The 24991-nt window shown below is 67.1% G+C and carries 26 protein-coding genes and 1 pseudogene; 16 read left to right on the top strand and 11 right to left on the bottom strand.

All coding sequences use genetic code 11. The features are described from left to right. Positions 1 to 5: 5 nt before the first annotated feature. The 8 genes from ACSFBL_RS04435 to ACSFBL_RS04400 all read right to left on the bottom strand — a co-directional run bounded on the left by ACSFBL_RS04435 (position 6) and on the right by ACSFBL_RS04400 (position 7075). On the bottom strand, positions 6 to 977 hold the full coding sequence (locus tag ACSFBL_RS04435; protein WP_435514554.1) for an MBL fold metallo-hydrolase: 972 nt from the start codon (positions 975 to 977) through the stop codon (positions 6 to 8). Beyond that, the gene (locus tag ACSFBL_RS04430) at positions 974 to 1822 is read right to left on the bottom strand and encodes a quinoprotein dehydrogenase-associated SoxYZ-like carrier (protein ID WP_435514553.1); all 849 of its coding nucleotides are present in this window, start codon (positions 1820 to 1822) and stop codon (positions 974 to 976) included. Before ACSFBL_RS04430 ends, ACSFBL_RS04435 begins: the two co-directional genes overlap by 4 nt. Before the next feature lie 9 nt (positions 1823 to 1831). After that, positions 1832 to 2821 (bottom strand): quinoprotein relay system zinc metallohydrolase 2, encoded by a 990-nt coding sequence (locus ACSFBL_RS04425; protein ID WP_435514552.1) that lies wholly within the window; start codon positions 2819 to 2821, stop codon positions 1832 to 1834. A 4-nt stretch (positions 2822 to 2825) separates the two neighbouring features. Next, complete coding sequence (locus tag ACSFBL_RS04420; RefSeq protein ID WP_435514551.1) at positions 2826 to 3194, bottom strand: hypothetical protein; 369 nt, start codon at positions 3192 to 3194, stop codon at positions 2826 to 2828. A 10-nt stretch (positions 3195 to 3204) separates the two neighbouring features. Further along, positions 3205 to 3882 (bottom strand): hypothetical protein, encoded by a 678-nt coding sequence (locus ACSFBL_RS04415; RefSeq protein WP_435514550.1) that lies wholly within the window; start codon positions 3880 to 3882, stop codon positions 3205 to 3207. 16 nt (positions 3883 to 3898) lie between these two features. Next, on the bottom strand, positions 3899 to 4768 hold the full coding sequence (locus ACSFBL_RS04410; RefSeq protein ID WP_435514549.1) for a substrate-binding domain-containing protein: 870 nt from the start codon (positions 4766 to 4768) through the stop codon (positions 3899 to 3901). Continuing rightward, on the bottom strand, positions 4765 to 5160 hold the full coding sequence (locus ACSFBL_RS04405; protein ID WP_435514548.1) for a c-type cytochrome: 396 nt from the start codon (positions 5158 to 5160) through the stop codon (positions 4765 to 4767). The genes ACSFBL_RS04410 and ACSFBL_RS04405 overlap by 4 nt, the downstream gene beginning before the upstream one ends. Before the next feature lie 91 nt (positions 5161 to 5251). Continuing rightward, on the bottom strand, positions 5252 to 7075 hold the full coding sequence (locus ACSFBL_RS04400) for a methanol/ethanol family PQQ-dependent dehydrogenase (protein ID WP_435514547.1): 1824 nt from the start codon (positions 7073 to 7075) through the stop codon (positions 5252 to 5254). A 451-nt stretch (positions 7076 to 7526) separates the two neighbouring features. Here ACSFBL_RS04400 and ACSFBL_RS04395 point away from each other — a divergent pair, with 451 nt between their 5' ends. The 11 genes from ACSFBL_RS04395 to ACSFBL_RS04345 all read left to right on the top strand — a co-directional run bounded on the left by ACSFBL_RS04395 (position 7527) and on the right by ACSFBL_RS04345 (position 17688). Further along, positions 7527 to 8240 carry an ABC transporter ATP-binding protein gene (locus tag ACSFBL_RS04395; protein WP_435515311.1) on the top strand — a complete coding sequence of 238 codons (714 nt, stop codon included), beginning with the start codon at positions 7527 to 7529 and terminating at the stop codon, positions 8238 to 8240. 29 nt (positions 8241 to 8269) lie between these two features. Continuing rightward, positions 8270 to 9259 carry a PQQ-dependent catabolism-associated beta-propeller protein gene (locus tag ACSFBL_RS04390; protein WP_435514546.1) on the top strand — a complete coding sequence of 330 codons (990 nt, stop codon included), beginning with the start codon at positions 8270 to 8272 and terminating at the stop codon, positions 9257 to 9259. Continuing rightward, positions 9256 to 10434 carry a type 1 periplasmic-binding domain-containing protein gene (locus ACSFBL_RS04385; protein WP_435514545.1) on the top strand — a complete coding sequence of 393 codons (1179 nt, stop codon included), beginning with the start codon at positions 9256 to 9258 and terminating at the stop codon, positions 10432 to 10434. Before ACSFBL_RS04390 ends, ACSFBL_RS04385 begins: the two co-directional genes overlap by 4 nt. 65 nt (positions 10435 to 10499) lie before the next feature. Further along, positions 10500 to 11300 (top strand): ABC transporter permease, encoded by an 801-nt coding sequence (locus ACSFBL_RS04380; protein WP_435515310.1) that lies wholly within the window; start codon positions 10500 to 10502, stop codon positions 11298 to 11300. Beyond that, a complete protein-coding gene (locus ACSFBL_RS04375) occupies positions 11297 to 12271 on the top strand; it encodes a tripartite tricarboxylate transporter substrate binding protein (RefSeq protein WP_435514544.1) in 975 nt (324 codons plus the stop codon). Before ACSFBL_RS04380 ends, ACSFBL_RS04375 begins: the two co-directional genes overlap by 4 nt. Before the next feature lie 16 nt (positions 12272 to 12287). Next, entirely contained in the window at positions 12288 to 13310 is a 1023-nt protein-coding gene (locus tag ACSFBL_RS04370) for an AAA family ATPase (protein WP_435514543.1), read from the top strand. Beyond that, on the top strand, positions 13307 to 14161 hold the full coding sequence (locus ACSFBL_RS04365; RefSeq protein ID WP_435514542.1) for a DUF58 domain-containing protein: 855 nt from the start codon (positions 13307 to 13309) through the stop codon (positions 14159 to 14161). Before ACSFBL_RS04370 ends, ACSFBL_RS04365 begins: the two co-directional genes overlap by 4 nt. A 35-nt stretch (positions 14162 to 14196) precedes the next feature. Beyond that, entirely contained in the window at positions 14197 to 15132 is a 936-nt protein-coding gene (locus ACSFBL_RS04360; protein WP_435514541.1) for a hypothetical protein, read from the top strand. Further along, positions 15129 to 16160, top strand: a complete 1032-nt coding sequence (locus tag ACSFBL_RS04355; RefSeq protein ID WP_435514540.1) for a vWA domain-containing protein — start codon at positions 15129 to 15131, stop codon at positions 16158 to 16160. Before ACSFBL_RS04360 ends, ACSFBL_RS04355 begins: the two co-directional genes overlap by 4 nt. Beyond that, positions 16157 to 16696 (top strand): tetratricopeptide repeat protein, encoded by a 540-nt coding sequence (locus ACSFBL_RS04350; RefSeq protein ID WP_435514539.1) that lies wholly within the window; start codon positions 16157 to 16159, stop codon positions 16694 to 16696. Before ACSFBL_RS04355 ends, ACSFBL_RS04350 begins: the two co-directional genes overlap by 4 nt. Then, positions 16693 to 17688 carry a vWA domain-containing protein gene (locus ACSFBL_RS04345; protein WP_435514538.1) on the top strand — a complete coding sequence of 332 codons (996 nt, stop codon included), beginning with the start codon at positions 16693 to 16695 and terminating at the stop codon, positions 17686 to 17688. Before ACSFBL_RS04350 ends, ACSFBL_RS04345 begins: the two co-directional genes overlap by 4 nt. Here ACSFBL_RS04345 and ACSFBL_RS04340 read toward each other — a convergent pair. Both ACSFBL_RS04340 and ACSFBL_RS04335 read right to left on the bottom strand, forming a co-directional pair. Beyond that, positions 17643 to 19616: a S9 family peptidase gene (locus tag ACSFBL_RS04340; protein ID WP_435514537.1), complete on the bottom strand. Its 1974-nt coding sequence runs from the start codon at positions 19614 to 19616 to the stop codon at positions 17643 to 17645. The genes ACSFBL_RS04345 and ACSFBL_RS04340 overlap by 46 nt on opposite strands. Further along, positions 19613 to 20515: a LysR family transcriptional regulator gene (locus ACSFBL_RS04335; protein ID WP_435514536.1), complete on the bottom strand. Its 903-nt coding sequence runs from the start codon at positions 20513 to 20515 to the stop codon at positions 19613 to 19615. The genes ACSFBL_RS04340 and ACSFBL_RS04335 overlap by 4 nt, the downstream gene beginning before the upstream one ends. A 101-nt stretch (positions 20516 to 20616) precedes the next feature. Here ACSFBL_RS04335 and metE point away from each other — a divergent pair, with 101 nt between their 5' ends. The 5 genes from metE (at position 20617) to ACSFBL_RS04310 (ending at position 24798) form a co-directional block, all read left to right on the top strand. Further along, entirely contained in the window at positions 20617 to 22908 is a 2292-nt protein-coding gene (gene metE, locus ACSFBL_RS04330) for a 5-methyltetrahydropteroyltriglutamate--homocysteine S-methyltransferase (RefSeq protein ID WP_435515309.1), read from the top strand. After that, positions 22908 to 23135 carry a hypothetical protein gene (locus tag ACSFBL_RS04325; RefSeq protein WP_435514535.1) on the top strand — a complete coding sequence of 76 codons (228 nt, stop codon included), beginning with the start codon at positions 22908 to 22910 and terminating at the stop codon, positions 23133 to 23135. Before metE ends, ACSFBL_RS04325 begins: the two co-directional genes overlap by 1 nt. Beyond that, a complete protein-coding gene (locus tag ACSFBL_RS04320) occupies positions 23038 to 23244 on the top strand; it encodes a hypothetical protein (protein ID WP_435515343.1) in 207 nt (68 codons plus the stop codon). Before ACSFBL_RS04325 ends, ACSFBL_RS04320 begins: the two co-directional genes overlap by 98 nt. Positions 23245 to 23365: 121 nt before the next feature. Further along, positions 23366 to 24226: an isocitrate lyase/PEP mutase family protein gene (locus ACSFBL_RS04315; protein ID WP_435514534.1), complete on the top strand. Its 861-nt coding sequence runs from the start codon at positions 23366 to 23368 to the stop codon at positions 24224 to 24226. A gap of 8 nt (positions 24227 to 24234) precedes the next feature. Further along, positions 24235 to 24798 carry a pseudouridine synthase gene (locus ACSFBL_RS04310; protein WP_435514533.1) on the top strand — a complete coding sequence of 188 codons (564 nt, stop codon included), beginning with the start codon at positions 24235 to 24237 and terminating at the stop codon, positions 24796 to 24798. Here the strand turns inward: ACSFBL_RS04310 and ACSFBL_RS04305 are convergent. Next, positions 24790 to 24991, bottom strand: a pseudogene (locus ACSFBL_RS04305) (hypothetical protein); the annotation flags it as partial. The gene ACSFBL_RS04310 and the pseudogene ACSFBL_RS04305 sit on opposite strands and share 9 nt — an antisense overlap.

Below are 24991 nucleotides of genomic sequence, written 5' to 3'. Positions count from 1 at the left end.
GCTCCTCATTCCTCCAGTTGCGCGCGCTGCAGGCGAACGAACAGGGTCGATGCGTTGCGCCGGTGAAGGGTCTCGTACTGGTCCCACTGCGCGAACTCCGGCAGCGCCGCCGCGTCGGGCACCGCGCTCAGGGCGATGCCGACGCGCAGCAGTTCCTGCACGCGCGCCTTCAGTTGGACAAGGTAGCGGACCTGCGCGTCGATCGCCTCGGGTGATGCCGCGGGGCCATGCCCGGGCACGATCACCTTGATCGCGAGCAATCGCAGGGCCTCCAGCGCGCGCAGCCAGCCTTCGAGATCGCCGTCCTGCAGGTCCGGGATGCGCCCGTTGTCGAGCAGCCCGCCCGCGAACAGCACGCCCGAGGCCGCATCGAACACCGCGACGTCGCCCGGCCCGCTGGAGCGGCCGTAGTAGATCAATCGCAGCGGCCGGCCGATCACGTCGAGCGTCTGCGTCGCGTCGAATTGCCGGTCCGGCGTGAACATCACGGTGCCGCGCATCTCGTCTTCGCCGAGCGTTTCCTTCAGCATCTTCAGGCAGCGCTCGCAGCGCGACGCCATCAGCGCCGCGGCCTGGCGATGCATGAGGATCGGGATGCCCTGGTCGCGGTAGGCGGTGGCGCCGAAGAGGAAATCCTTTTGCGCATGGGTGATCAGGACCAGCCGCACCGGCTTGTCCGTCACGCTGCGGATAGTCGCCAGCAGACGCTCGCCGTGGCGGTAGGAGGTGCCGGTGTCGATGGCCAGCACGCCGGCATCGCCGACGATGAAGCCGGCGTTGCCGACACGGCCCAGGGTGTGGTTGTCGACGCCGCCGCGCGCGCCCTGGATCATGTAGACGCCGGCAGCGACCTCGACCGGCTTTCCGACGGCTGGCGCCTGTGCCGGGCCCGACGCCGCGCAGGCCGCAAGCAGCATCGCAGCGGCTGCGGCGGCGAACCATGCGCGCAGCCGTAAGCCCCCGCGCCGCACGGTCATTGCGGACGCCGGTAGTTCAGCGTGCTCTCGAATCGCAGGTCGTGCGAGTCGACCACCTCCGCCTTGAGCTCGCCTTCGCCGCGCGGCAGGAAATAGAAGCGGAAATTCGGGTTCTCGCTGATCGAGAAATCGACTTCGGCCGACATCACCGGCACACCCGCGTAGGTGATGTTCACCTGACGCACGAAGTGCGAGGGCGTGTACAGCCGGGAGACCTGGTCGAGCGCCAGCCCGGAGTTGTTGGGGTGGCTGATCATGAGCTGCACGAGCTGCGGCTGGTTGTCTTCCCCATGGCCTTCGACGCTCAGTTTCATCCGGCCGAGGGTCGCGAGCGCCGCCTGCGCATCCTTGCCCGGCGGCGCCGAGCAGCCACCCGAGGCCTTGACGAAGCCGGTGGCCATGTGCAGCCGGCCGTCGTTGGTTTCGGCGATCGCGCGCACGTGGGTGTATTCGTCGATGCGCACGCGCGTCTCGATATCAGCCCGCCCGCTTTGCGGCGTGAACTGGAAGACCGCCGAGATGGGCGAAGGGTTGTTGTCGATGATCAGGTAGACCTTGTCGATGTAGCGCGTGGGCGTCTGCGTCATGCGGGTGTGGATGGCGATCGGCACGATCGCTGCGTCTTCGGCCCGCGCGGGCACGACGAGCGAGATCATGTCGTCGCTGGCGGCGGCGATCGGCCGCGACTTGAAAAGGCTTGCGCGCACCTTCTGCCACACGGGGCTGGCGTCCGGGTTGTCAGCGGTCTTGATCTCGCCCCAGGCGCTGCCGAGCACGCCGAAAAGGAGCAGCGCGCAGATCGACGCGATGCGCACCGGGAGACTGTGGACGACAGGTTTTTTCATGGCCTCGACTCACTTTCGAGGGCTGGGCGGAGCCACATCTTCCCACTCCAGCTCGGCGTATGCAGCGGTGACGTTCCGCCGATGGAAGCGTTCGACCAGCAGCCAGTGCGATCCGGCCGGGACGCTGATGCTGTCGACGGCCTGCTGGATGGTCCGATGGTCGCGCAGGGCCGAGCGGACGTCGCGCGCCAGGGCCTCCAGGTAGCTTGCCTGCGCGCCCATGACGGCAGGCCCGTCGCTGCTGACGGGGCCGTGGCCCGGCACCACGGTGTCGGCCGGAATCCGCCCGAGTTCGGGCATGACCGCCAGCCAGCCACGCAGGCTGCCGTCGAGCACCGGCAGGTGCTGCACGAAGAGCAGGTCGGAAGCGAACAGGGTGCGTGTGCGTTGGTCGTAGACCGTGAGGTCGTTGTCGGTGTGCGCGGTGGGCCAGGCCCGCAAGCTCAGAACGCGTTCGCCGAGGTCCAGGTCGAGCGAGGTCTCGACCACGGTGTCCGGATAGATGACCGATGCATGGGTCAGCCGGATTCCGAAGTCGCGTTCCAGCGCGTTGAGGTAGTAGGTCTCGCGCGCCGTCAGGGCGCGTGGGAATCGCGCATGGGCCACGAAGCCCGGTGCGGGCGAGCCGGCGCCGACGAATGCCGCGTTGCCGAGCACGTGGTCGGGATGGGCATGCGTGTTGATGACCCAGCACACCGGCAGCGGCGTGGCTCGTTCGATGGCGGCGCGCAGCGCCCGGCCGACCGCGGGCGTCCCGCCGGTGTCGATGACCGCGACGCAACGACGGCCGACGATGAAGCCGAGGTTGGCCACATCACCGCCATTGCCGGGCCCCCAGTCCTCGAGCCTGCCGGTGTGGACGAACACGCCAGGCTTCACCTCGGTAACCGCGAGCGCTGTCAAGGCGTCCGGTGCCGGTGCCGCAGCGGGCGCGGATCCCAGCACCACCGCGGCGAGCAGTCCCGCGAGCGTTCCGCGTGGCGGCAGGGTCGGCATCATGCGGCTACTTCGGCCCGGGGCTGATGAAGCATCCTTTCTCGGCCTTGGACTGGAGTTCGCGAAAGCGCTTGATCTCGGGCTCGTACGACGGCACGTCGCGGATCGCGCCGCCGCGTTCGCCGCCGATGGACAGGGCCTTGGTGATCGTGCTCATGGTCACGTAGTCCTTGTACTTCACGCTGGTGGCGAGCGCGTCGAGCGCGCACGAGCACTTGTTGGTCATCTCGAACGACGGACCGGGGTGCGCGCGCATGCATTCCTGCACGTAGAGCACGCGGTCCACCGTCGGGAAATCGTTCACGTGGACCGGCGTGGCGGCCATCAGCAGGGCGCATAAGCCCAGCAGGGCGGGGGTCGTGATCGATCGTTGCATGGCTGTTCCGTCAGGGTTGGCGACCCGCGCCTTCGAGCAGCATCTCCTCGACCATCAATGGCGCGGCGCCGGCCGACTCGCCATCGACCCGCGTGCGGATGCCGTAGAGGCCACCCGGCACGGCATTCGACATCAGGAAAACGTAGCTCTTGCTGGCGAGTTTCTCGAAGCGCGCACGGTTCGGGTCGTCGAGGTAGGGCGAGACAGTGATCTCGCGCACCGCCACCGGCTGACCGCGGTAGGGCAGGGTGACGTCTCGCACCGCGGCCCCCTGGTACACCGCCATGCGGATGCGCTTGCGAAAGTAGTTGGGCTGCCCCTTGGTCAGGCGCTGCATCTCGCGGATGTCGCGTTCGAGGAAATACAGGATGGCCGGGTTGCCCTTGGCGCTTTCGATCTCGGGCTGGCGCACCGCACGGGCGCCGCTGAAGAATTCCGCGCGGGCGGCGCAGCAGCTGCCGTCGGGCTGCGCCGTCAGCACGAGGTCGACCTTGTCGTCGAAGGCCTCTTCGAGCGTCCCGGTCTTGTGGAAGACGTAGTGCAAGGTCAGCGGCGGCTTCAGCTTGCCGAGATGGTCGTCCATGAAGATCGCCTGCTCGGCGACCGAAAAGTCGGTAGCCGCGGCGGCCAGCAGCGGCACGCCCAGGATCAACGCGAGCGCCAGTCTCAGCACGGGGATTGCGTTCATCGGGAGCCGCGGCGCGCTATTGCTTCGGGGCCGCGTACGACGCGTCGACGATCGGTACGCCGTACTCCTTCAGGATGGCCTGGATCTGCGGTCGATTGGATTCGATCAGCCCTTCGACCTGCTGCTTCCACTCGCGCTCACCGTAGCGCACGCCCATGGCGATCTCGTAGTCGAACTGCACGCCCGGCTCGGATTTGAGCGGCACCACCGCCAGCGCGGGTGTCTTGACGCGCTGGGCGTAGTAGCCGGCGATCGGGCCCCAGACGATGGCGACGTCGATCTTGCCGGCCGCGAGGTCCTTCTCGATGATCTCGCCGGGATACTGGTCCGGGTCGGCGTTCATCACCGGGTAGGGCACGCCCTGGTCCACGAGATGGTGCTTGTTGAGCCATGCCGAAGCGGGCGAGCGGTCGTAGATGCCGATGCGCAGCTTCGACAGCTTCGCCGGATCGAGCTTGAGGAAGTCCTCGCCGGATGTCACCTGGTCCATGCCCTTGCCCTTGGGGAAGACCAGCGCGTAGGTCGAGCGGTAGTAGGGCTTGGTGGCCGACACCTGGTCATAGCCCGAGGGCACGCCGATCACGATGTCGCAGGGGTAGTCCTGGCCCGGCAGCTTGAACTTCAGGGTGTTCCGGATGAAGGCCAGGCGCTGCGGAAAGGAGTAGTAGATCACCGGCAGGCCCATCGACTTCCCGAAGGTCTCCGCGATCTTGTTCTCGATGCCCTCGCCCTTGACGTTCGAGAAGGGCAGGTTGTTCGGATCCTGGCAGACGCGCAACTCGGTGCGCTTCGAAGGCGCGTCCTGGGCCGCCGATGCGGCCGTCAATGCCGCCAGCGCAATGCCGATGGCAGCGAGAAAACATCGATGAGCGCCAGCATTCGTCATTTGGGAATTTCTTCGACTTTGGCGCGCGTGATCGCGCCATCGGACCGGCCCTTGAGATACGCGTACAACTGATTGATGTTGTCCATCACGATCGGGCTGTTGCCGAAGCTCTGCATGCCCTTGTCGAGCCGGCCGTTGGTCACCGTCTTGATGAAATCCGGCTTAGACAGCGTCTTCAGGCTCACCACCAGCGACGGCCCCACCAGCCCTTCCTGGTTGGCGCCGTGGCATCGGTCGCACGCCGCGGCACGCCAGGCCCGGAAGCCCTTCATCGTCTCGCTGTCCACCTTGTAGCCATCGACCACCTTGTACAGGGGCGGGTCATCCGAATGCGCCGCGCCTGCAATCAACAGCAGTGCGCCAGCGATAAGCAAGGCCTTCCTGGAACTCATGATGGGGGGATCCTTGTTGTCGTCGGCTTGAACAGATGGCGGCTTTTTTCGCCTGCCATCGTCGGACGGGGCCCCGAAGGGCCCCGCGTTCTCAGTTTCCGGGCAGTGCGAACACGGTCAGCGAGCCGCCGAGTTCCGTGTACTGGTTCAGTTCCCGGTAGCCGCCCACGGCGCCCAGGCCATCCTGGTCCTTTTCGAGCCCTGCGGCCATGCCGATGCCGGCCCAGCCACCGATGCCCGAGAACACGCCGATGTACTGCTTGCCCTTGTGCTCGTAGGTGAACACGTTGCCGATGATGCCGGAGGGCGTCTTGAACTTGAAGAGTTCCTTGTTGATGTTCTTCTTGTCCACGCACTTCATGTAGCCCTCGAGCGTGCCGTAGCACGACAGGCCGCCAGCAGTGTTGAGCGCGCCGCTCCAGACCGAGAACTTCTCGGGATGGCTCTGCACGATCTTGCCGGTGCCTGCGTTCCAGGTGATGTAGTTGCCCATGCCGCCGTGGCTTCCCGGCGCCGGGAACATCGAGAGCGTGGCGCCGACGTAGGGTTGACCGGCGGTGTACTCGACCTTGAACGGCTCATAGTCCATGCAGACGTGGTTCGTCGGCACGTAGAAGAGCTTGGTTTCCGGATCGAAGGAGGCCGGCTGCTGGTCCTTGGAGCCGAGCGCTGCCGGGCAGATGCCCTTGCTGTTGACGTCCGCTCCGTTCTGCGCGGTGGAGTACTTGGACACCACTTGCGGGCGGCCGGTCTTCATGTCGACCTTGGTGGCCCAGTTCACTTGCGGGTCGTACTTTTCTGCCACGAGCAGCGCGCCGGTCGTGCGGTCCAGCGTGTAGCCGAAGCCATTGCGGTCGAAGTGCACGAGCGCCTTGGTGGGCTTGCCCTTCACGTCGATGTCGGCCAGGATCATCTCGTTGATGCCGTCGAAGTCCCACTCGTCGAATGGCGTCATCTGGTAGGCCCACTTGGCCATGCCGGTGTCGACGTCACGCGCGAAGATGGTCATGGACCACTTGTTGTCGCCAGGGCGTTGCGAGGGGTTCCAGGTCGACGGATTGCCGGTGCCGTAGAACACCGTGTTGAGGGCCTTGTCGTAGCTGTACCAGCCCCAGGTGGTGCCGCCGCCGAGCTTCCACTGGTCGCCCTGCCAGGTCTTCAGCGAAGAGTCCTTGCCGACCGGCGCCATCTTGCCGTCGGTCCAGGTCATGGTCTTGTCGGGGTCCATCAGCATCTCGGCATCCGGCCCCGTGCTGTAGGCCTTCCAGACCTGCTTGCCGGAGTTGATGTCGTAGGCCGCGAGGAAGCCGCGCACGCCCCATTCGCCGCCGCTGATGCCGGTGATGACCTTGTCCTTGAAGACGTGCGGCGCGTTGGTGTTCACGGCGCCCAGCTTCGGATCCCCGTTCTTCACGGTCCAGACGACCTTGCCCGTCTTGGCATCGAGCGCGACGAGGTTGCTGTCGGCCTGCTGCAGGAAGATCTTGCCTTCGGCATACGCGACGCCGCGGTTCACCGTGTCGCAGCACATCTGCGGGATCACGGCCGGGTCCTGCTTGGGCTCGTACTTCCACACGATCTTCTGCGTGTCGAGATCGATCGCGAAGACCTTGTTGGGGAAGGGCGAGTGCAGGTACATCATGTTGTCGATGACCAGCGGCGAACCTTCATGTCCGCGCAGCACGCCGGTGGAGAAGGTCCACGCGACCTGCATCTTGCCGACATTGCCGGTGTTGATCTGCTTCAGCTTGCTGTAGCGCTGGTTGTACATGTCCCCAGCCTGCATCGCCCAGTTCTTCGAGTTGGCGATATTTTTCTCGACGTCGGCATTCGCGAATGCCAGTGCTGGCACCGCAAGTAGCGCCACGGCCAGACAGCGGCAGAGGCGTTCGTGGAAATACCCGGAAATTCGCATCGAAGTCTCCTTGTTCTGATTCAACAGAGCCCGCCCGAACGGAACCTCCGACAGGGCGCGTGCCGTGCGACGCAATGAAGCCGGCGACGACACTAAATGCAAGATGCGCGCCCGCTGGCGAGGGTGCTTTCACGGGTGTCTGGAGTCGTCCGAAGTGGCCTTTTCGTTAGGGGGAAACCCTAGCGATGACATGCATTCGGGCGCGCGTTTCGACGCAGCCGAAGGGCGATGGCAGAGGCGTCCCGCTCCGCGTGGCCGGCAAGGCGCACTGAAGTATTCAGGGGACACGGCTGCGTCGAAATTGTGTCAACCACTTTCGACACAGAGTGTTTCACCGGAAGACGTCGCAGCGCCGAGCATGGACCGACGCAGGGCGCAACCCGCTTGCGCCGGTGGGCGCGTGTATTGCATGCTCGAAGCATTCATGCCACAGACGACTCTATCGACGACCATGCTTCGGACCACCGGCCTGACCAAGCGCTACGGCGCGCGGACGGCGCTGAATGGCCTTTCACTCAGCCTGGCGTCAGGTCAGTTCGTGGCCCTGCTGGGACCCAATGGCGCAGGCAAGTCGACGCTGTTCCAGGTGCTCACCGGCCTGTTCGCGGCCGACGAAGGCGAGGTCGAAGTCGCCGGTCACTCGCTGCGCAATTCGGCGACTGCTGCGCTGCGTCATATCGGCGTGGTGTTTCAGCAGATGTCCCTCGATCTCGATCTCGGCATTCGCAGGAACTTGCTCTTCCAGGCCGACCTGCACGGCCTGCCGCGGCGGCTCGCGGCGTCCCGCATCGAGGCCGGCTGCGCGCAACTCGGCATCGACGCGGACCTCGATCGCAAGGTGCGCGAACTGTCCGGCGGCAATCGACGCAAGGTGGAACTTGTGCGTGCATTGCTGCATCGACCCTCCGTGCTGCTGATGGATGAAGCCACGGTGGGACTCGACCCGAAGTCGCGCCAGGACCTGATGCGCGCGCTCCATGCGAACGTGCAGGAGCGCGGCGTCTGCGTGCTGTGGGCCACGCATCGGGTCGAGGAAGCAGAAGGCGCCGACCGCGTCCTGGTGCTGCACAAGGGCGAACTCCTGGCCGACGGCACGCCGGCCGAGGTGACGCAGGCGCTGGGCGCATCGACGCTGGAAGCGGGTTTCATCGCGCGCACGAGTTGACGTCAGATCAGAGCAGGAGACATACCGAGATGAATGAAGTTGCCCAGGTCCTGAAACATGCAGCCCGTTCCGCTGCGCTCCTGTCGGCGTTGTGCCTCGGCACCGCCGCGCTGGCGCAAGGCACTGCCTACGTGACGAGCGAGAAGGACAAGGTCGTCACCCTGATCGACCTCGCGACGCTCACCGTCAAGGGCACCATCCCGACCTGCAACCGGGGGCGGCACATCCAGCTCACGGCGGACCGCCTGATCATGCTGGCCTGCAGCGAGTCGAACGCCGCCGATGTGATCGACCCTGCAACCGGCAAGTCGGTGCGCCGCATTCCGCTCGGCGACGAACCCGAGGCTTTCGATCTGTCGCCGGACGGCAAGACCATCTACGTGTCCAACGAGGACGAGGGCGCGGTCAGCTTCGTCGATGCGATGAGCGGCAAGGTGCTCAAGTCGATCAAGGTCGGCAAGGAACCCGAAGGCGTGAAGGTGAGCGCGGACGGCAAGACGCTGTACGTCACCTCCGAAGTCGCGAGCCTCGTGCATGTCATCGACGTCGCCAGCGGCACCATCGCCAAGAACGTGAAGGTCGGCAAGCGGCCACGTCGCATGGCCTTCACGCCCGACGGCAAGGAACTGTGGGTCACCAACGAACTCGACGCCAGCGTCAGCATCATCGACACGGCCACGCGCAACGTGGTCGGCAACCTGAAGTTCGAGGTCAAGGGCGCGCGCAGCGAGGACATCACGCCGGTCGGCATCCAGATATCGCGCGACGGCAAGCGGGCCTTCGTCGCGCTGGGCCGGGCCAACCACGTCGCTTTCGTCGACGTGCCGCAGCGCAAGGTCACGAATCTCGTGCTGGTCGGCAAACGCGCCTGGAACGTCACGCTCGACAAGGCCGAAGCCCGCTTGTATGTCGTCAACGGCCTGAGCGATGACGTCACCGTGGTCGACGTCGCCGCGGCCAAGCCGATCAAGAGCATCCCGGTCGGCCGCGTGCCTTACGGACTGGTGGTGGTCGAATGAAGTGGATTGCCTGCTCCGTCGGCGTGTCGCTGCTGCTGGCGGCGCCGGTGTCGATGGGACAGGCGGCGTGTGCCGTCACGCCGTTGAAAGCCACGCTGATCTCGCCGGACCCGGACGCTCGGCTCGATCGGTCCCGTGTCGAGCGCCACTACCTGGGCCATCCGGACGGGCCGGCGAGCGACGGCCTGCAGGTCGCGCTCGACGAAGCCGAGTTCGAGCTCCAGGCCGTCGATGCGGCCGTCACGCTGTCGAAGCAGACCGCCGGCTCGCTGGAGGCCGCACGCAGCGCCGCGCAGGCCGCCGAGAAAGCGGGCGCCGCCGTGCTCGTGACGGATCTTCCCGCGGACTGGACGCTGGCCGTGGCCGATGCGGTGAAGCTGCCGGTCATCAACGTCGGCGAGCCCGCCGATCGCCTGCGCGAGCAGGACTGCCGGGCCCGCCTGTTCCACATCATCCCGAGCGAGCGCATGCGCGCCGACGCGCTGGCGCAGACGCTCGTGTCGCGCAAGTGGAGCAAGTTGTTGCTGCTCGTCGGCCCGAGCGAACAGGACCAGGTGCGGGCCGCGACGGCGCAAGCCTCGATCAAGCGCTACGGCTTGCAGGTAGTCGCGACCAAGCCTTTCAAGCTCTCGGGCGATCCGCGGGAGCGCGACCTGGCCAATCCGCTGCTGCTGACGGCCGGCACCACGTACGACGCCGTGTGGGTGGTCGACAGCGACGGCGAATTCGCGCGCGGGCTGCCCTATCGGATCGTGCTGCCCCGCCCGGTGGTGGGCGATGCGGGGCTGGTGGCGCTGGCGTGGCAGGCGGAGTTCGAGCGTTACGGCGCCCCCCAGGTGTCGCGCCGGTTCGCCAAGGCGGTCGGCCGGCCCATGACCGACAGCGACTGGTCGGCGTGGATGGCGGGCAAGGCACTGGTAGCGGCCGCCATCGCGGCCCCGAAAGGGCCCGCGGCCGCCTGGGCCCAGGCGCTCGCCAAGACGCCGATCGATGGCTCCAAGGGCACGACCCTGACCTTCCGCCTATGGGATGGGCAACTGCGCCAGACCGTGCTCCTCACTGACGGCCAGGGCGTGATCTCGCAGGCGCCGGTCGATGGCCTGCTGCACCCGACCAACGTGCTGGACACACTGGGCGCGGACGCCCCGGAGAAGCGATGCAAGACGACGCGCTGATTCCCGTCGAGACCGTCGAGGCGGACCTTGCGCCGCGCCGCGGGGTTGCGCACGCGCTGCAGGCCATGCAGGCGATCGTGATGCGCGAACTTCTCAAGTTTTCGCAGCAGACCGGCCGGCTGGTGTCGGCACTGGTGCGCCCGCTGCTGTGGCTCGCGGTGTTCGCGGCGGGCTTTCGCAACGTGTTCGGCGTCGCGATCGTCGAGCCCTACGACACCTACATCCCCTATGACGTGTACATCGCGCCGGGCCTGGTGGGCATGGTGCTGCTGTTCAACGGAATGCAGTCGTCGCTCGCGATGGTCTACGACCGCGAAATGGGCCTGATGCGCCTGCTGCTCACGGCGCCCCTGCCGCGCGCGTGGCTGCTGTTCTGCAAGCTCTGCGCGACGGCGCTGTTGTCGGTCCTGCAGGCGCTGGCCTTCGTGATCGTCGCGATCCTGGTCGGCACCGACCTGCCGCTTCTTTCGCTGGGCGGGCTGCATGCCTTGCTGGCGCTTGTCTGCGGCGCGCTGATGCTCGGTGCGCTCGGCCTGCTGCTGTCGGTGCACATCAAGCAGCTCGAGAACTTCGCCGGCACGATGAACTTCGTCATCTTCCCGATGTACTTCATGTCGACGGCGCTATACCCGCTGTGGAAGCTGAGGGAGTCGGGCGCCGAATGGGTCTACCAGCTGGCGCGATTCAATCCCTTCACCCATGCCGTCGAGTGGATCCGCTTTGCGCTGTACGGCAAGGACCCGGGCGAGGCGCCCTGGATCGTGCTGGGCTGCCTGGCGGTGTTCTTCGTGCTCGCCTGCTGGGGCTACGACCCGCAGCGCGGTTTCGGCGGATTGACGAAGCGGGGCGGCGGAGGACCGCCATGAACACCGGTCGCCGCCGCTGCCTGCGCGGCGCGGCCGCGCTCGCGCTGGCCGCGGGGCCGCTTTCGCGCGCGCTGGCAGCCGATGCCTTTCCCGCGCGGCCGATCACGATGTGGGTGCCGTGGGCCGCCGGTGGCGCGACCGACCTGTCGCTGCGGCTCCTGGCCGAACTCGCGGCACCGATCTTCGGGCAGCCCGTGGTCGTCGCGAACCGCCCCGGCGCCGGCGGGACGATGGCGATGCCGGTCCTGCTGCAGGCCGAACCCAACGGCTACACCATCGCGCAGATGCCGCAGCCGGTCTTCCGCGCGCCCTTCATCCAGAAGGTGCTGTGGGACCCCCTGCGCGACGTCACGCCGATCATCCAGATCTCGGGCGTCACCTTCGGGGTGCTGGTGCGTGCGGCCAGCCCGATGCGTTCGCTGGAGCAGTTGTTCGACTTCGCCCGCGCCCGGCCGGGTGAGTTGAGCATCGCCACCAACGGCATCGGCACCACACCGCACCTCGTGCTCGAAGCGCTGTTCACCGAGCGCGGGCTGCGCTACATCCATGTGCCCTACAAGGGCACCTCCGAGCTGACCCTGGCCGTCGAATCGGGTCAGGTAATGGCCGGCGTCAATTCCTCGGGCTTCGCGCCGGAGGTCGATGCGGGCCGCTTGCGGCTGCTCGCGACCTTCGGTGCGCAGCGCTCGCCACGCTGGCCGAAGGTGCCGACCCTGCGCGAACTGGGCTTCGACATCGTGGCGATGTCGCCCTACGGCCTGGCCGGTCCGCGCGGACTGCCGTCTGAAGTTCTGGCCACGCTGCACGACGGCTTCAAGAAGGCGCTGTTCGATCCGCGCTTCGGCGACGACCTCGCAAGGTACGACCAGGAGATCGCCTACCTGGGCCCGGAGGACTACGCGCGCGCCTGCCGCGAGGAATACGCCAAGGAGCGTGCCGCCGCCGAGCGGATGAAGAGCCCGCGCGGCTGAACAACGGAGGTTCCGGATGGACCGAGACGATGGGGTGATGAGCGACTGGCGCCAGCGGGCGCTGACGCTCGAAGCCGAGGTCGCGAAGGCGGTAATCGGGCAGGCGCGGACCATCCGCCTCATCAACACGGCCGTCTTCGCGCGCGGCCACGTCCTGCTGCAGGGCGATGTCGGCGTGGGCAAGACCACGCTGCTGCGCGCCTTCGCGCAGGTGCTGGGCGGCGATTTCGCGCGCGTCGAGGGGACCATCGACCTGATGCCCAACGACCTGATCTACTACACCTACATCAGCGCCGAGGGCCGGCCCGCGGTCGAGCATGGCCCGCTGATCACGCACGGCGAGAGCCTCGCGATCTTCTTCTTCAACGAGATTAACCGGGCGCGCCCCCAGGTGCATTCGTTGCTGCTGCGCGTGATGGCCGAGCGCAGCGTGTCGGCCTTCAATCGCGAATTCCGTTTTCCGCATCTGCTGGTGTTCGCCGACCGCAACCGGGTCGAGCGCGAAGAGACTTTCGAGATCTCCGCCGCAGCGCGCGACCGCTTCATGCTGGAGGTGACCGTCGACGCGCCCGCGACCGACGCCGAGCGGCGCCAGTTGATGAGCGATCCGCGGTTCCACGACACCGATCGGCTCGTCGGCGCCCTGGCTGGCGGGCTCGTCGCCTACCAGGAACTCAACCAGGTGTCGGAACTGATCCAGCGCCGCGTGCAGGCCTCCGATGCCTTGCAGGCCTATGCGCTCGATTTGTGGCGCGCGACGGCGGCGCCCGCGGACTACGGCGTTCGGCTGTCGGACCTCGACACGGCGCACCTGATGCTCGCCGGCGCCAGCCCGCGCGGCATGAGCCTGCTGATGCGCGCCGCCCGCGTCGCGGCCTGGCTCGATGGACGCGAGTACGTCACGCCGAAGGATGTGCAGGCGGTGTTCGTCGAGACCATCGCGCACCGGCTGTGCTACCAGCCGGTTTACGAGATGCGCCGCCAGGAGATATCGAGCCGCCTGATGAGCGGCATCCTGTCGAGCGTCGCTGCGCCATGACGTCGCCGCAGAACGTGCAGGAGCTTCACTACCGGATCGGTGCGCCGGCGCTGGGGCATTTTCCCGGCCATCACCGGAGCGTGCGTGGCGACAGCGGCTTCGAGTTTCGCAGCCATGCGCCCTTGCTCGACGCGCCCGATCCGCGGCGGCTCGACCTGCACGCCAGCCTGCGCGATCCGTTCGGCAACTGGATCGTGCGGGTCTACAGCCAGCGCAAGGCGATTCCCGTCGTGATGGTGGCGGACCTGTCGGCGTCGATGGCTTTCGTCGGCGCGCACCGGAAGGTCGATGTGCTGGCGGACTTCGTCGACAGCCTGTCGTGGTCGGCCTGGCGCACGGGGGACAGCTTCGGCTTCGTCGGATGCGACAGCGCGGTGCGCGAGGATGTGCTGCTGCCTGCGACGCGCACGCGTGGCATGGGGGGCGAGCTGGCCACGACGCTCCGCACGCTGCGCCTTTCCGGGCGGTCGGCACAGGGACTGTCGATGGCGCATCGCTACCTGGGCCGGCAGCGTTCGCTGGTGTTTCTCGTCTCGGACTTCCACCTGCCGCTGCCCGAGGTCGATGCCGTGATGGCCTCGATGGCGCATCACGATCTGGTGCCGGTGGTGCTCTGGGATTCGAGGGAGTTTGGCTTGAGCGCGAGGCGCGGCCTGGCGCAGGTGACCGATCCGGAATCCGGCGACACGCGACTGCTGTGGTGGCGGCCGGCCCTGCGCGAAAAATGGCGGGTGGCCCGGCGCGAGCGCCGTGATGCGTTGCTGCAGATCTTTCAGACGCACCGGCTCAAGCCCCTGTTCATCGAAGGCGGCTTCGACGCCGACGCAGTCACGCGGCACTTCCACGCGTGAAGCCCTCGCGAGCATGCACGATGACGATCAGGCGCATGCATCCGGCCTCTCGCGCAGTGTGCGGCGCGCTGTTCGGCTGCGTCGCGTCGGCGGCTTGCGCGGTGGTGATTCCGGGGCAGGTCAACGCCACCCAGAGCGAGCCGCGCGCCTTCGGCTACCAGATCGGCGACATGGTGTCGCGCACCGTCACGGTCGATGCATCGGACGGGCTGGTGCTCGACGAGTCCAGCGTGCCGCAACCGGGTGCGCGCGGCAACGCCCTGGAGTTGCGCGGCGTCGAGCGGCACAGCCATCCCGAACCCGGTGGACGCCGTCACGAGCTGATGCTCGTCTACCAGGTGTTCCTTTCGCCGCCGCAGACGCGCACGCTGGAGATGCCGGCGTTCGCCTTGCGCTTCCAGGGCCAGCCGCGTGCGCAGGAAGTTCGAGTCGACGCCTGGCCGGTGACCGTGTCGCCGCTGGTGCCCGTGGAGGTCTCGCCCCGGCGCGGCCTCGGTGAACTGCAGCCCGACGCGACTCCGCCGCTGATCGACATCCGCTTCGCGCAATGGCGTCTCGTCGCCTACGGCGTCGTCTCCCTGCTGCTGCTGGCCTACCTCGCCCATGTGTACATCGGCCTGCCGTGGTGGGTGCGTGCGCACCGCCCGTTCACGCTGGCCTGGCGCGCGATGCGCGGCCTGACGCCGGCCAGTCCGGAGCCGCAATGGCGCGAGGCGATCAGGCAGATTCATGAAGCCCTGAACCGGACGATGGGGGAGGTGGTCTTCGAGGAGGGCATCGATCGCTTCATCCGGGCGCATCCGCGCTTCGCGCATCTTCGCGATGACTTCGCCAGCTTCTTCCGGCAATCGCGGCTCGAATTCTTCGGCAACGAGGCCCGAACGGGTCCGGACGCCTCGGCGCAGGCGGATCGAAGCTGGCTGATCGCTTTCTGCCGCCGTTGCCGCGATGCCGAACGGGGTTCTCCATGAGCTTCGATCATCCCTGGCTGCTGTGGCTTCTGCCGCTGTCCTTGCTGCCGCTGGTGGCACGGTCGGGCGGCGCCCTCGACAACGCGTGGGCGACCTTCATGCCCCGGGACCGGGCGTCCGAACTGCTGGGCTGGGCGCTGCGCATCGTCGGCGCGCTGGCGCTCGCGGCGCTCGCCATCGGCATGGCCGGCCCCTACACGCCGGAGTACGACGTCGAGCGCATCGGCAGGGGGGCCGAGATCGTGCTGTTGCTCGATCGCAGCCGCAGCATGGACCAGGGCTTCGGGGCGCGACCGCCGCCCGGCATGAAGGGCACCGGGCCGGAAGCCATCGACTACTACATGACTCGCGCGAGGAACGGCGAGTCCAAGGGCAAGGTTGCGCGGCAGTTGCTGTCCGACTTCATCGCGAAGCGGCAGGAGGACCGTTTCGGCATGATCGTCTTCAGCACCTTGCCGATCCGGGTGCTGGAGTTCACGCAGAAGAACGAAGCGATCCAGGCGGCCATCGTGGCCGGCGACGTGGGCCGGGGCCTGTCCGAGACGAACATCGGGCTCGCGATGCAGGCGGCGCTGTCGTCCTTCGATGATCGGCCCTACACCGGCTCGCGCATCGTCATGCTGGTGTCCGACGGCGGCGACCGGCTCGACCCTGCGGCTCGCGAACGCATCGCCTACCTGGCGCGCAAGCACCGCGTCGCGATCTACTGGATCTACCTTCGCTCGGTCAACAGCCCGGGGCTCGTCCTCGAAAAAGGCGAGGCGGCCGAGAACGTCGACGCGGTGCCGGAGTACGCGCTGCATCGCTTCTTCGAATCCCTCGGGACCTCGTACCGCGCCTACGAGGCCGGTGATCCGGAGGCGCTGAAGAAGGCGATCGAGGCGGTGAACTTGCTCGAGAACCTCCCGATCACCTACCTCGACACCGTGCCTCGGCGCGACCTGTCGGGCGTGGTCCTGGGTGTCGCGTTCGGCTGCATCCTGCTGCTGCTCGCGGCGAACCTGGCGGAGGTCCGGCGATGGGCATGAACCCGCAGCGACGCACGCGCGCGGTGCTGGGCCTGCTCGCGCTGATTGCCGTCGTGGCGGCGGTCGACGGTGCGCACACCTGGCGGCAGCATCGTTGGAACGAATCGATCGTGTCGGGCCCGCTGCCGGAAGGGGGCAAGGATCTTCCGCGCCAGGTGCAGTTCGCGCAGGCCTATGCACAGGCCGAGAGTGGCGCTGACGAAGCCGCCCTGCATCTCTACCGCAGCCTCGAAGACGATTCGCCGCTGGGCCGGGCGGCGCGCTACAACAGCGCCAACCTTCTGATGCGCCAGGCGGTGCTCGTGCAAGCCGGCCCTGAGCCCGGCAAGGCGATCGCGATGATCGAGCTCGCCAAGGAAATCTACCGCGACGTGCTGCGCGTCGAGCCGCAGCACTGGGACGCACGCTACAACCTGGAGCGCGCCCAGCGGCTGCTGCCCGATCCGGAGGAGATGGAAGCCGCGCCGCCGGAAAACCGGCGCGACGCCGAACGCGCGGCCACCACGATGCGCGGCCATTCGCCGGGACTGCCATGACGCGTTGGCACCGATTGCGCGCCTCCTGGCGGCATGGCACCGACGGTTGGCTGCTCGCGTTGGCGGCCCTCGCGCTGGCTGCGAGCCTGCTTGATCCCGGCGTGGTGCTGGAGCGGCCGCTGTTCGATCAGGTGATCGTGCTGGACGTGACGCAGAGCATGAACGTCACGGACGCGGACATCGATGGCCGGCCGGCGTCACGGCTCGCCTTCGCCAAGCACGCCTTGCGTCAGTCGCTGTTGCAACTGCCGTGCGGATCGAAGGTGGGCTGGGGCATCTTCACGGAGTACCGCGCGCTGCTGCTGATCGCACCCATCGAGGTGTGCGCCAACCTGAGCGAGTTGCGTTCGACCTTGGCGCAGATCGATGCGCGCATGGCCTGGTCGGGCAACAGCGAGATCGCCAAGGGACTGCACAGCGCGATCGGCATCGCCAAGCAGTTGCCGGACAAGCCGTCGCTGGTGTTCGTCACCGACGGGCAGGAAGCGCCGCCGCTGAACCCGCAATACCGCCCGGCTTTCGACGACAAGCCGGGCGAGGTCGCGGGGCTGATCGTGGGCGTCGGCGACCTGCTCCCGTCGCCGATCCCGAAGACCGATCCGGACGGCCAGCCCCTCGGCTTCTGGCGTGCGGACGAGGTGGCGCAGACCGATCTGCGCAGCCAGGGACGCGGCGCCAGCGTTCGCGGCGAGGTGATGGTGGACGAGCAGGCGGGACCGGCCGCGCCGATGCTCGGCGCTACGCCGGGCTTCGAGCACCTGTCTTCATTGCGGGAGGGATACCTGCGCCTGCTCGCGAGCGAGCAGGGCATGGCGTTCCTTCGCCTGCAATCGCGCGAACCGCTGGCCGAGGCGTTGATGTCGCCCGCGCTGGCGAGGCCCGCGCCGGTCCGCGTCGGCGGGCGCATCCTGCTGGCGGGGCTGGCGTTCTGCCTGCTGCTGGTGCGCTACGCAGGCCCTTGGCTGCGGAAGACCAGGGTGTCGAAGAAATAGAACTCGGCGTCGAGTGCCCACCGGATGTTCGAAGACTGCCGGAAGCCGTGCTGCTCGGCGGCGAAGAGCAGGTACTGCGCCGTGATCCCTTTCTCGCGCAGCGCCGTGACCATCAACTCGGTCTGGCTGGGCGGGACGATCCGGTCCTCGGCGCCCTGGAAGAACGCGACCGGCGCCGACAGCCTGTCGGCATTGCGGAAGGGGGAGCGCTCGCGGTAGGTCTCGCGATGGCCGTCGGCGTCCGTGTACGGCGCGATCAGCCAGTCGAGGTAGCGCGACTCGAACTTGTGCGTGTCCCGGGCCAGGGCTTCCGGATCGCTGACGCCGTAGTGGCTCCCGCCGGCGCGGAACATGGCGCGAACGGCCGGATCACTGGCGGTGAGGGCGCTGAGCACCGTGTAACCCCCGGCACTGCTGCCGGTGATGACCGTGCGACGAGCGTCGACCCATCCCTGTTCGACCAGGTAGCGCACAGCGGCGGCACAGTCCTCGACGTCGACGACGCCCCACGTCCGGTGCAGCCGCTCGCGGTAGGCGCGGCCGTAGCCTGTGCTTCCGCCGTAGTCGACATCGACCACCGCGACGCCGCGGCTCGTCCAGAACTGCGTGCGCAGGTCCAGCGCGGTCGAGGCCGACGAGGTCGGCCCGCCATGGCATCGGACGAGAAGGGGTGGCAGTTCGCCGGCCGGTGCGACATGGTCGGCGTTCTTCGGTGGGTAGAAATGAGCGAACGCCGTCTGGCCGTTCTGTGTTGGAAACTCGATGGGCTGCGGCGCCGACAGGTGACGATGGATCGCGGGGTCGTCGGGGAGGGCGCTGGATTTTCGGATCACCGTCGCCTGGCCGCTGCGTGGATCGAGGACCACGATGGCGCTCGCGAGCGTCGGCGCGCCGGCCCTGAAGACCACCTTGCCGCCGTGCGCGCGCACGGATGCGAAGTCCGTGAAGGGCAGGTCGAACGGCGTCAGCGCGCCGCTGTCGAGGTCGAGCAGGGCCAGCTTGCCGAGGCCGCCTTCGATGTACGCGCATACGGCTTCCTTCGCCGCAAGGAAGGCGTAGGCCGACATTCCCAGGTTCCACTGCGGCCGTCCAAACTCCGCGGCCATCGGGCAGACATTGACGGCACTTCCGTCCGCTTCAGCGCGATAGAGGTTCCACCAGCCGGACCGGTCCGAGACGAAATGAAGAACGCCATCGGGTGACCATTCAGGCTGGAACACCGATTCGCCCGGGCTGCCGGCGATGCGGGTCGGGTTCTCGACCGCGGTGCCGTTGAATGCAGCGACCCACAACTCGGTGCCCACCCACGGCATCTGCGGGTGGTCCCACGCGAGCCAGGCGAGGGTGCTTCCGTCGGGGCTGAGCCGGGGCGAAGCGTAGAAGTCATTGCCCTGGACCAGCACCTCGCCCGCGCCTTCCGAATGGATGTCCAGGGCGACGATGGCATTGACGGCCTCCTTGCCGGATGACCGATGGTCCTCGCGCACGCCGATCCACAGTTGGCGGGCGCGGTCGATCTGCCCGTCGGCGTAGCGAAGTGCGGCATCGGAAGGCGGCGTGAGGGGCGCGGGGCCACCACTGCCGTCGACGCGATAGAGCCGCTGGTCCTTGAAGTCGCTGAAGTAGCCAATGCCATCCACCACGAGCGCCGCAGCACCGCCGTATTCATGCACCCGCGTGCGTGCGGAAAAAGGCGAGGGCGTGACGTCGAGCTTGGCCCCGTCGTCGCGGTGACGAACCAGCACGTAGCGTCCGGCCTCCTGGGGCCTGCCTTCGATCCAGCACACGTCGTTGCCGTCCATCAGCACATCGACCAGGTTGATCGCCGCACTCGCCACCAACTCGGAGGTAATGGGTGACGACCATGTGCCGAAGGGCGCGGCGGTCGGGTCGGACATGGGGGCGGCTCGCTCGAAGGGCTGGGTCATGGTGCTTTCGCCTGCGAAGGCGACTGTCGTGCAAGTTCAATGAAAGACCGGAGGTAGTCCACGTCCATGTCGTTCTCGCGGGCGCCGAGGAAGATCTGCTTCGCAAGCCCATGGCGACCGAGCCGGACCGGAACGATCTCCAGCTTGTCCGCATACTCCTGCACCAGCCAGCGGGGAAGCGCCGCCACACCCCTGCCGCTCGCGACCATCTGCAGCATGATGTCCGTCGTCTCGATCGTCTTGTGGCGCTTGGGCGTGACGCCCGCGGGCATCAGGAACTGGTTGTAGATGTCGAGCCGCTCGGCGGTCACCGGATAGGTAATCAGCACCTCCGACGTCAGCTGCCGCGGCTTGACATAGGGGGCCGAGGCCAGCGGATGCCCGGCCCCGACCACCAGCACCTGCTCATAGTCGAACACCGGCTCGAAACGCAGGCCCGGCTTGAACAGCGGGTCGGGTGTGACCAGCAGGTCGATCTCGAAGCCGAACAGCGCACCGATGCCGCCGAACTGGAATTTCTGCTTCACGTCGACATCGACGTCGGGCCAGTCGGCCAGATAGGGCGCGACCACCTTGAGCAGCCACTGATAGCACGGGTGGCATTCCATGCCGATGCGCAGCGTGCCGCGCTCCCCCTCGGCGAATTGCCGCATGCGCTCCTCGGCCATGTCCAGTTGCGGCAACACGCGGTTGGCGACGGCGAGCAGGTATTGGCCCGCCTGGGTGAGTCGCAGGCTGCGGCCCTCGCGCAGCCAGATGTCGGTGCCGAGGTGCGTCTCCAGCTTCTTCATCGCGTGGCTCAGGGCCGATTGCGTGAGGCACAGCACGCCGGCCGCCGCAGTGAGCGAACCCTGCTTCTCGACTTCCCGGACGATGGAAAGATGCGACCGCTCCAACATGGTCAATGAATTCCGCTCATGGATCGTTGAAATAAGACCATTTTACTTCATGGATGGCCTTGCCTACGATCCGCGCCATTCACAGGAAGCAGTTCATCGACATGACCCTCACGCACAACCTCGGATTCCCGCGCATCGGCGCCAGGCGCGAACTCAAGTTCGCATTGGAGACCTACTGGAAGGGCGAGTCCAGCCGCGACGCCTTGCAGGCGCAAGGCGCCCAGCTGCGCCGCCGCCACTGGGACCAGCAGGCGGGTCTCGACCTGGCGCCCGTCGGCGACTTCGCCTTCTACGACCAGATCCTGGACATGAGCTTCACGCTGGGCAACCTGCCCGAGCGCGTCCGTGGCTTCCATGGCGATCCGCTGTACAACTACTTCCGCGTCGCAAGCGGCCGCTCGGCCCATGGCGCGGAAGAACACGCAGGCTGCTGCGGCGGCGTCGCTGCCGGCGAAATGACCAAGTGGTTCGACACCAACTACCACTACATCGTCCCGGAATTCACCGCGACCACCGAGTTCAAGCTCGACGCCTCGCGCCTGCTCGTGCAACTGGCCGAAGCCAGGGCGCAGCGCGTGAAGGCCAAGCCCGTGATCGTGGGCCCGGTGACCTATCTGTCGATCGGCAAGGCCAAGGACGATTCCGACAAGCTCGCGCTGCTGCCGCGCCTGCTGCCCGTGTATGCCGCACTGCTGGCCCGCCTGGCCGCGGAAGGCGTGCAATGGGTGCAGATCGACGAGCCGATCCTCGTCACCGAACTCAACGCCGAATGGCAGCAGGCCCTGCGCACTGCCTATGCCGCGCTCGATACGGGCAAGGTCAAGTTGCTGCTCGCCACGTACTTCGGCCAGTTGCAGGAGAACCTTGCGCTGGCGTCCGAATTGCCGGTGCAGGGCATCCACCTGGACGCCATCAACGCCCGCGACGAGGTCGAAGCGCTGTTGACCGTGCTGCCGGCGGATCGCGTCCTGTCGCTGGGCGTGATCAACGGGCGCAACATCTGGAAGACCGATCTGAATGCCACGCTCGACTGGCTGGAGCCGGTGGCAAAGCGGCTGGGCGACCGCCTGTGGATCGCGCCGTCATGCTCGCTGCTGCACGTGCCGGTGGACCTGGCCAGCGAACAGAAGCTCGATGCGGAGGTCAAGTCGTGGCTGGCATACGCACTGCAGAAGCTGGACGAACTCCACCTGCTGGCCACGGCCCTGAACAAGGGTCGCGACAGCGTGAAGGACGCGCTGGCGGCCAACAAGGCAGCCTTCGATGCGCGCCGCCATTCGCCGCGCGCGAACAACCCCGCCGTGAAGGCTGCCATCGCCAGGCTGGATGCGGCTTGGGGCCAGCGCAAGCATCCCTATGCGGAGCGCGCGCCGAAGCAGGCCGCACGGCTGAGGCTCCCGGCTTTTCCGACGACGACCATTGGATCCTTTCCGCAGACCGCGGAGATCCGTCACGCGCGCAGCCAGTTCAAGGCCGGCCAGCTCGACGAGGCTGGCTACAAGGCGGCGATGCAAGGCGAGATCGCCCGCAGCGTGCGCGAGCAGGAAGCCCTCGGCCTGGACGTGCTGGTACACGGCGAAGCCGAACGCAACGACATGGTCGAGTACTTCGGCGAACAGCTCGACGGCTACGCCTTCAGTCAGTTCGGCTGGGTGCAGTCCTATGGCTCGCGTTGCGTGAAGCCGCCGATCCTGTTCGGTGACATCAGCCGACCGAAGGCCATGACCGTGGAGTGGATCAGGTACGCGCAGTCGCTCACCAGCAAGCCCATGAAGGGCATGCTGACGGGCCCTGTCACCATCCTCAACTGGTCCTTCGTGCGTGACGATCAGCCGCGCTCTGCGTCGTGCCGCCAGTTCGCGCTCGCGATCCGCGAGGAAGTGCTCGATCTGGAGAGGGCCGGCGTGCGCGTCATTCAGATCGACGAGGCGGCCCTGCGCGAAGGGCTGCCGCTGCGCAAGTCGCAGTGGAAGGCGTACCTGGACTGGGCTGTCGAATCGTTCCGCATCACCGCCAACGGCGTGGAAGACGAGACGCAGATCCACACCCACATGTGCTATTCGGAGTTCAACGACATCATCGCGTCGATCGCCGAGATGGATGCCGACGTGATCACGATCGAGACCTCGCGCTCGGACATGGAGCTGCTCGATGCCTTCGACGACTTCAAGTACCCGAACGAGATCGGCCCCGGTGTCTACGACATCCATTCGCCGAACATCCCGACGCAGGCGCACATCGTGCAACTGATGAGGAAGGCCGCCGAGCGCATTCCTGCCGCGCGGCTGTGGGTCAACCCGGACTGCGGGCTGAAGACGCGCCAGTGGGCCGAAGTGCTGCCTGCGTTGACCAACATGGTGGCCGCCGCCAGGACGCTGCGCGCATCGGCCTGATGAGCACACGCACCCATGTCCTCGGCTTTCCCAGCATGGGCGCCGACGGCGAGCTCGGGACTGCCCTCGAAAGTCATCGGCGTGACGAGATCGACCTCAAGGCGCTCGAAAGAACGGGCGCCGAGTTGCGTGCGAGGCATTGGCAGGCGCAACGGCAGCACGTCACGTGCCGACCCCCATGCCGCGCTGGCACGCCTGAAGCCGGTCACCGACAAGCACAGGGGTGAACTGTGGATCACGCCTTCGTGTTCGCTCGTGCACATCCCATCCAGTCAAGCAGTGCAGGCCAGTGTCGAGAAGCTCGACGAGCTTCGGATCGTCGCGGCGATGCTTTGAGCGGGAGCCGACGCGGGTCGTCCATCGCTCCAGGATTTGCGCAGGACTTGTCCGCCGCCACACAATCTGCCTGCGCGTTCGCGTGCCCGCTGACCGCTTTTGAATCTCACAGGAGTCCCGAATGTCCACCCGCAAACAACTCAAGGCCCTGGCCGAGGCGCGCCGCGGCGTGATCGTGCCCGGCGCGTTCAACGCGTTGTCGGCCAAGGTCATCGAGGACCTTGGCTACGAAGCCGTCTATGTCACCGGTGCCGGCGTCACCAACATGTGGTTCGGCATGCCGGACCAGGGCTTCATGGGCCTGCACGAGATTGCCGACCACACGGCGCGCATCCGCGATGCCGTGAACGTGCCGTTGATCGTCGACGCCGACACCGGCTTCGGGAACGCGCTGAACGTGCGTCACACGGTGCGCGTCCTGGAGCGCGCGGGCGCCGACTGCATCCAGCTCGAAGACCAGGTCGCGCCCAAGCGCTGCGGCCATTTCTCGGGCAAGGAAGTCGTTCCGACCGAGGAAGCCGTCGGCAAGATCAAGGCGGCGGTGGATGCCCGGCACGACCCTGATTTCCTCATCCTGGCGCGCACCGATGCCTGCGCCGTGCACGGCTTCGAGGCCGCCATCGAGCGCGCCGCGAAGTTTGCCGAAGCCGGCGCCGACATCCTGTTCGTCGAGGCGGTCACGACGGCCGATGAAATCCGCGCGCTGCCTCGGCGATTGGGCAAGCCGCAACTGATGAACATGGTGATCGGCGGAAAAACCCCGATCTTCGGCGCTCAGGAACTGGGCGAGTTGGGATTCGGCATCGTGCTATACGCCAATGCCGCGCTGCAGGGGGCTCTAGCGGGCATGCAGAAAGCACTGACCGTCCTGCGGGACGACAAGCGCCTGGACGAGGATCCGTTGCTGGTCATGCCCTTCGCCGAGCGGCAGCGGCTCGTCGGCAAGCCCGAGTGGGCTGCGCTCGAGAAGCGCTACACGTGATCAGATCGATGATCGAAGCTTCCTCACCCACGCGCCTGATTCGCTTTAACAAGCCGTATGGCGTGCTCAGCCAGTTCGGCGCCGAGGGCCGCTGGCGGGGCCTGAAGGATTTCATCGATCTGCCCGGCGTCTATGCGGCCGGGCGCCTCGACGCCGACAGCGAAGGCCTGCTGCTGCTGACGAACGATGGCGCGTTGCAGGCGCGCATTGCGGACCCGCGCTTCAAGATGGACAAGACCTATTGGGTCCAGGTCGAAGGCGAGCCGGACGATGGGGCGCTGGCGGGATGGCGCCAAGGTGTCCGGCTGAAGGACGGGCTCACCCTCCCTGCGCAGGCGCGCAGGATGGCGGCGCCTTCCGCGTTGTGGGAGCGCGACCCGCCAGTGCGCGTGCGGCGGGCCATTCCCACGGCGTGGCTGGAACTCGTGATTCGCGAAGGGCGCAACCGCCAGGTGCGGCGAATGACCGCGGCGCTGGGCTTCCCGACGCTGCGATTGATCCGCGCGGCCATCGGGCCTTACTCCCTGGACGGACTGCTGCCGGGCGTCTGGGCGGATGCGCCCTCAGGGTGAGCGGTGCAGGCGTGGTGCGGAGAGCGCATCGAAACTGTTCTCGAGCGCCTGGTTGACATCCCGCCATCGCGTCGACTGAACCGCCCCGGATTTTGAGGAGGCTCCTTCGATTGAGAATGGAGCCAAGATGAGAAAGTCACCGAAGTTTTCCCCTGAGGTCATGGAGCGCGCGGTGCGCATGGTCTTTGACGCC

The organism is Variovorax glacialis (assembly GCF_051216375.1).
GTDB lineage: Bacteria > Pseudomonadota > Gammaproteobacteria > Burkholderiales > Burkholderiaceae_C > Variovorax.
The sequence above is the reverse complement of the archived record's forward strand: the minus strand, read 5'-3'. Positions and strand labels throughout refer to the sequence as shown.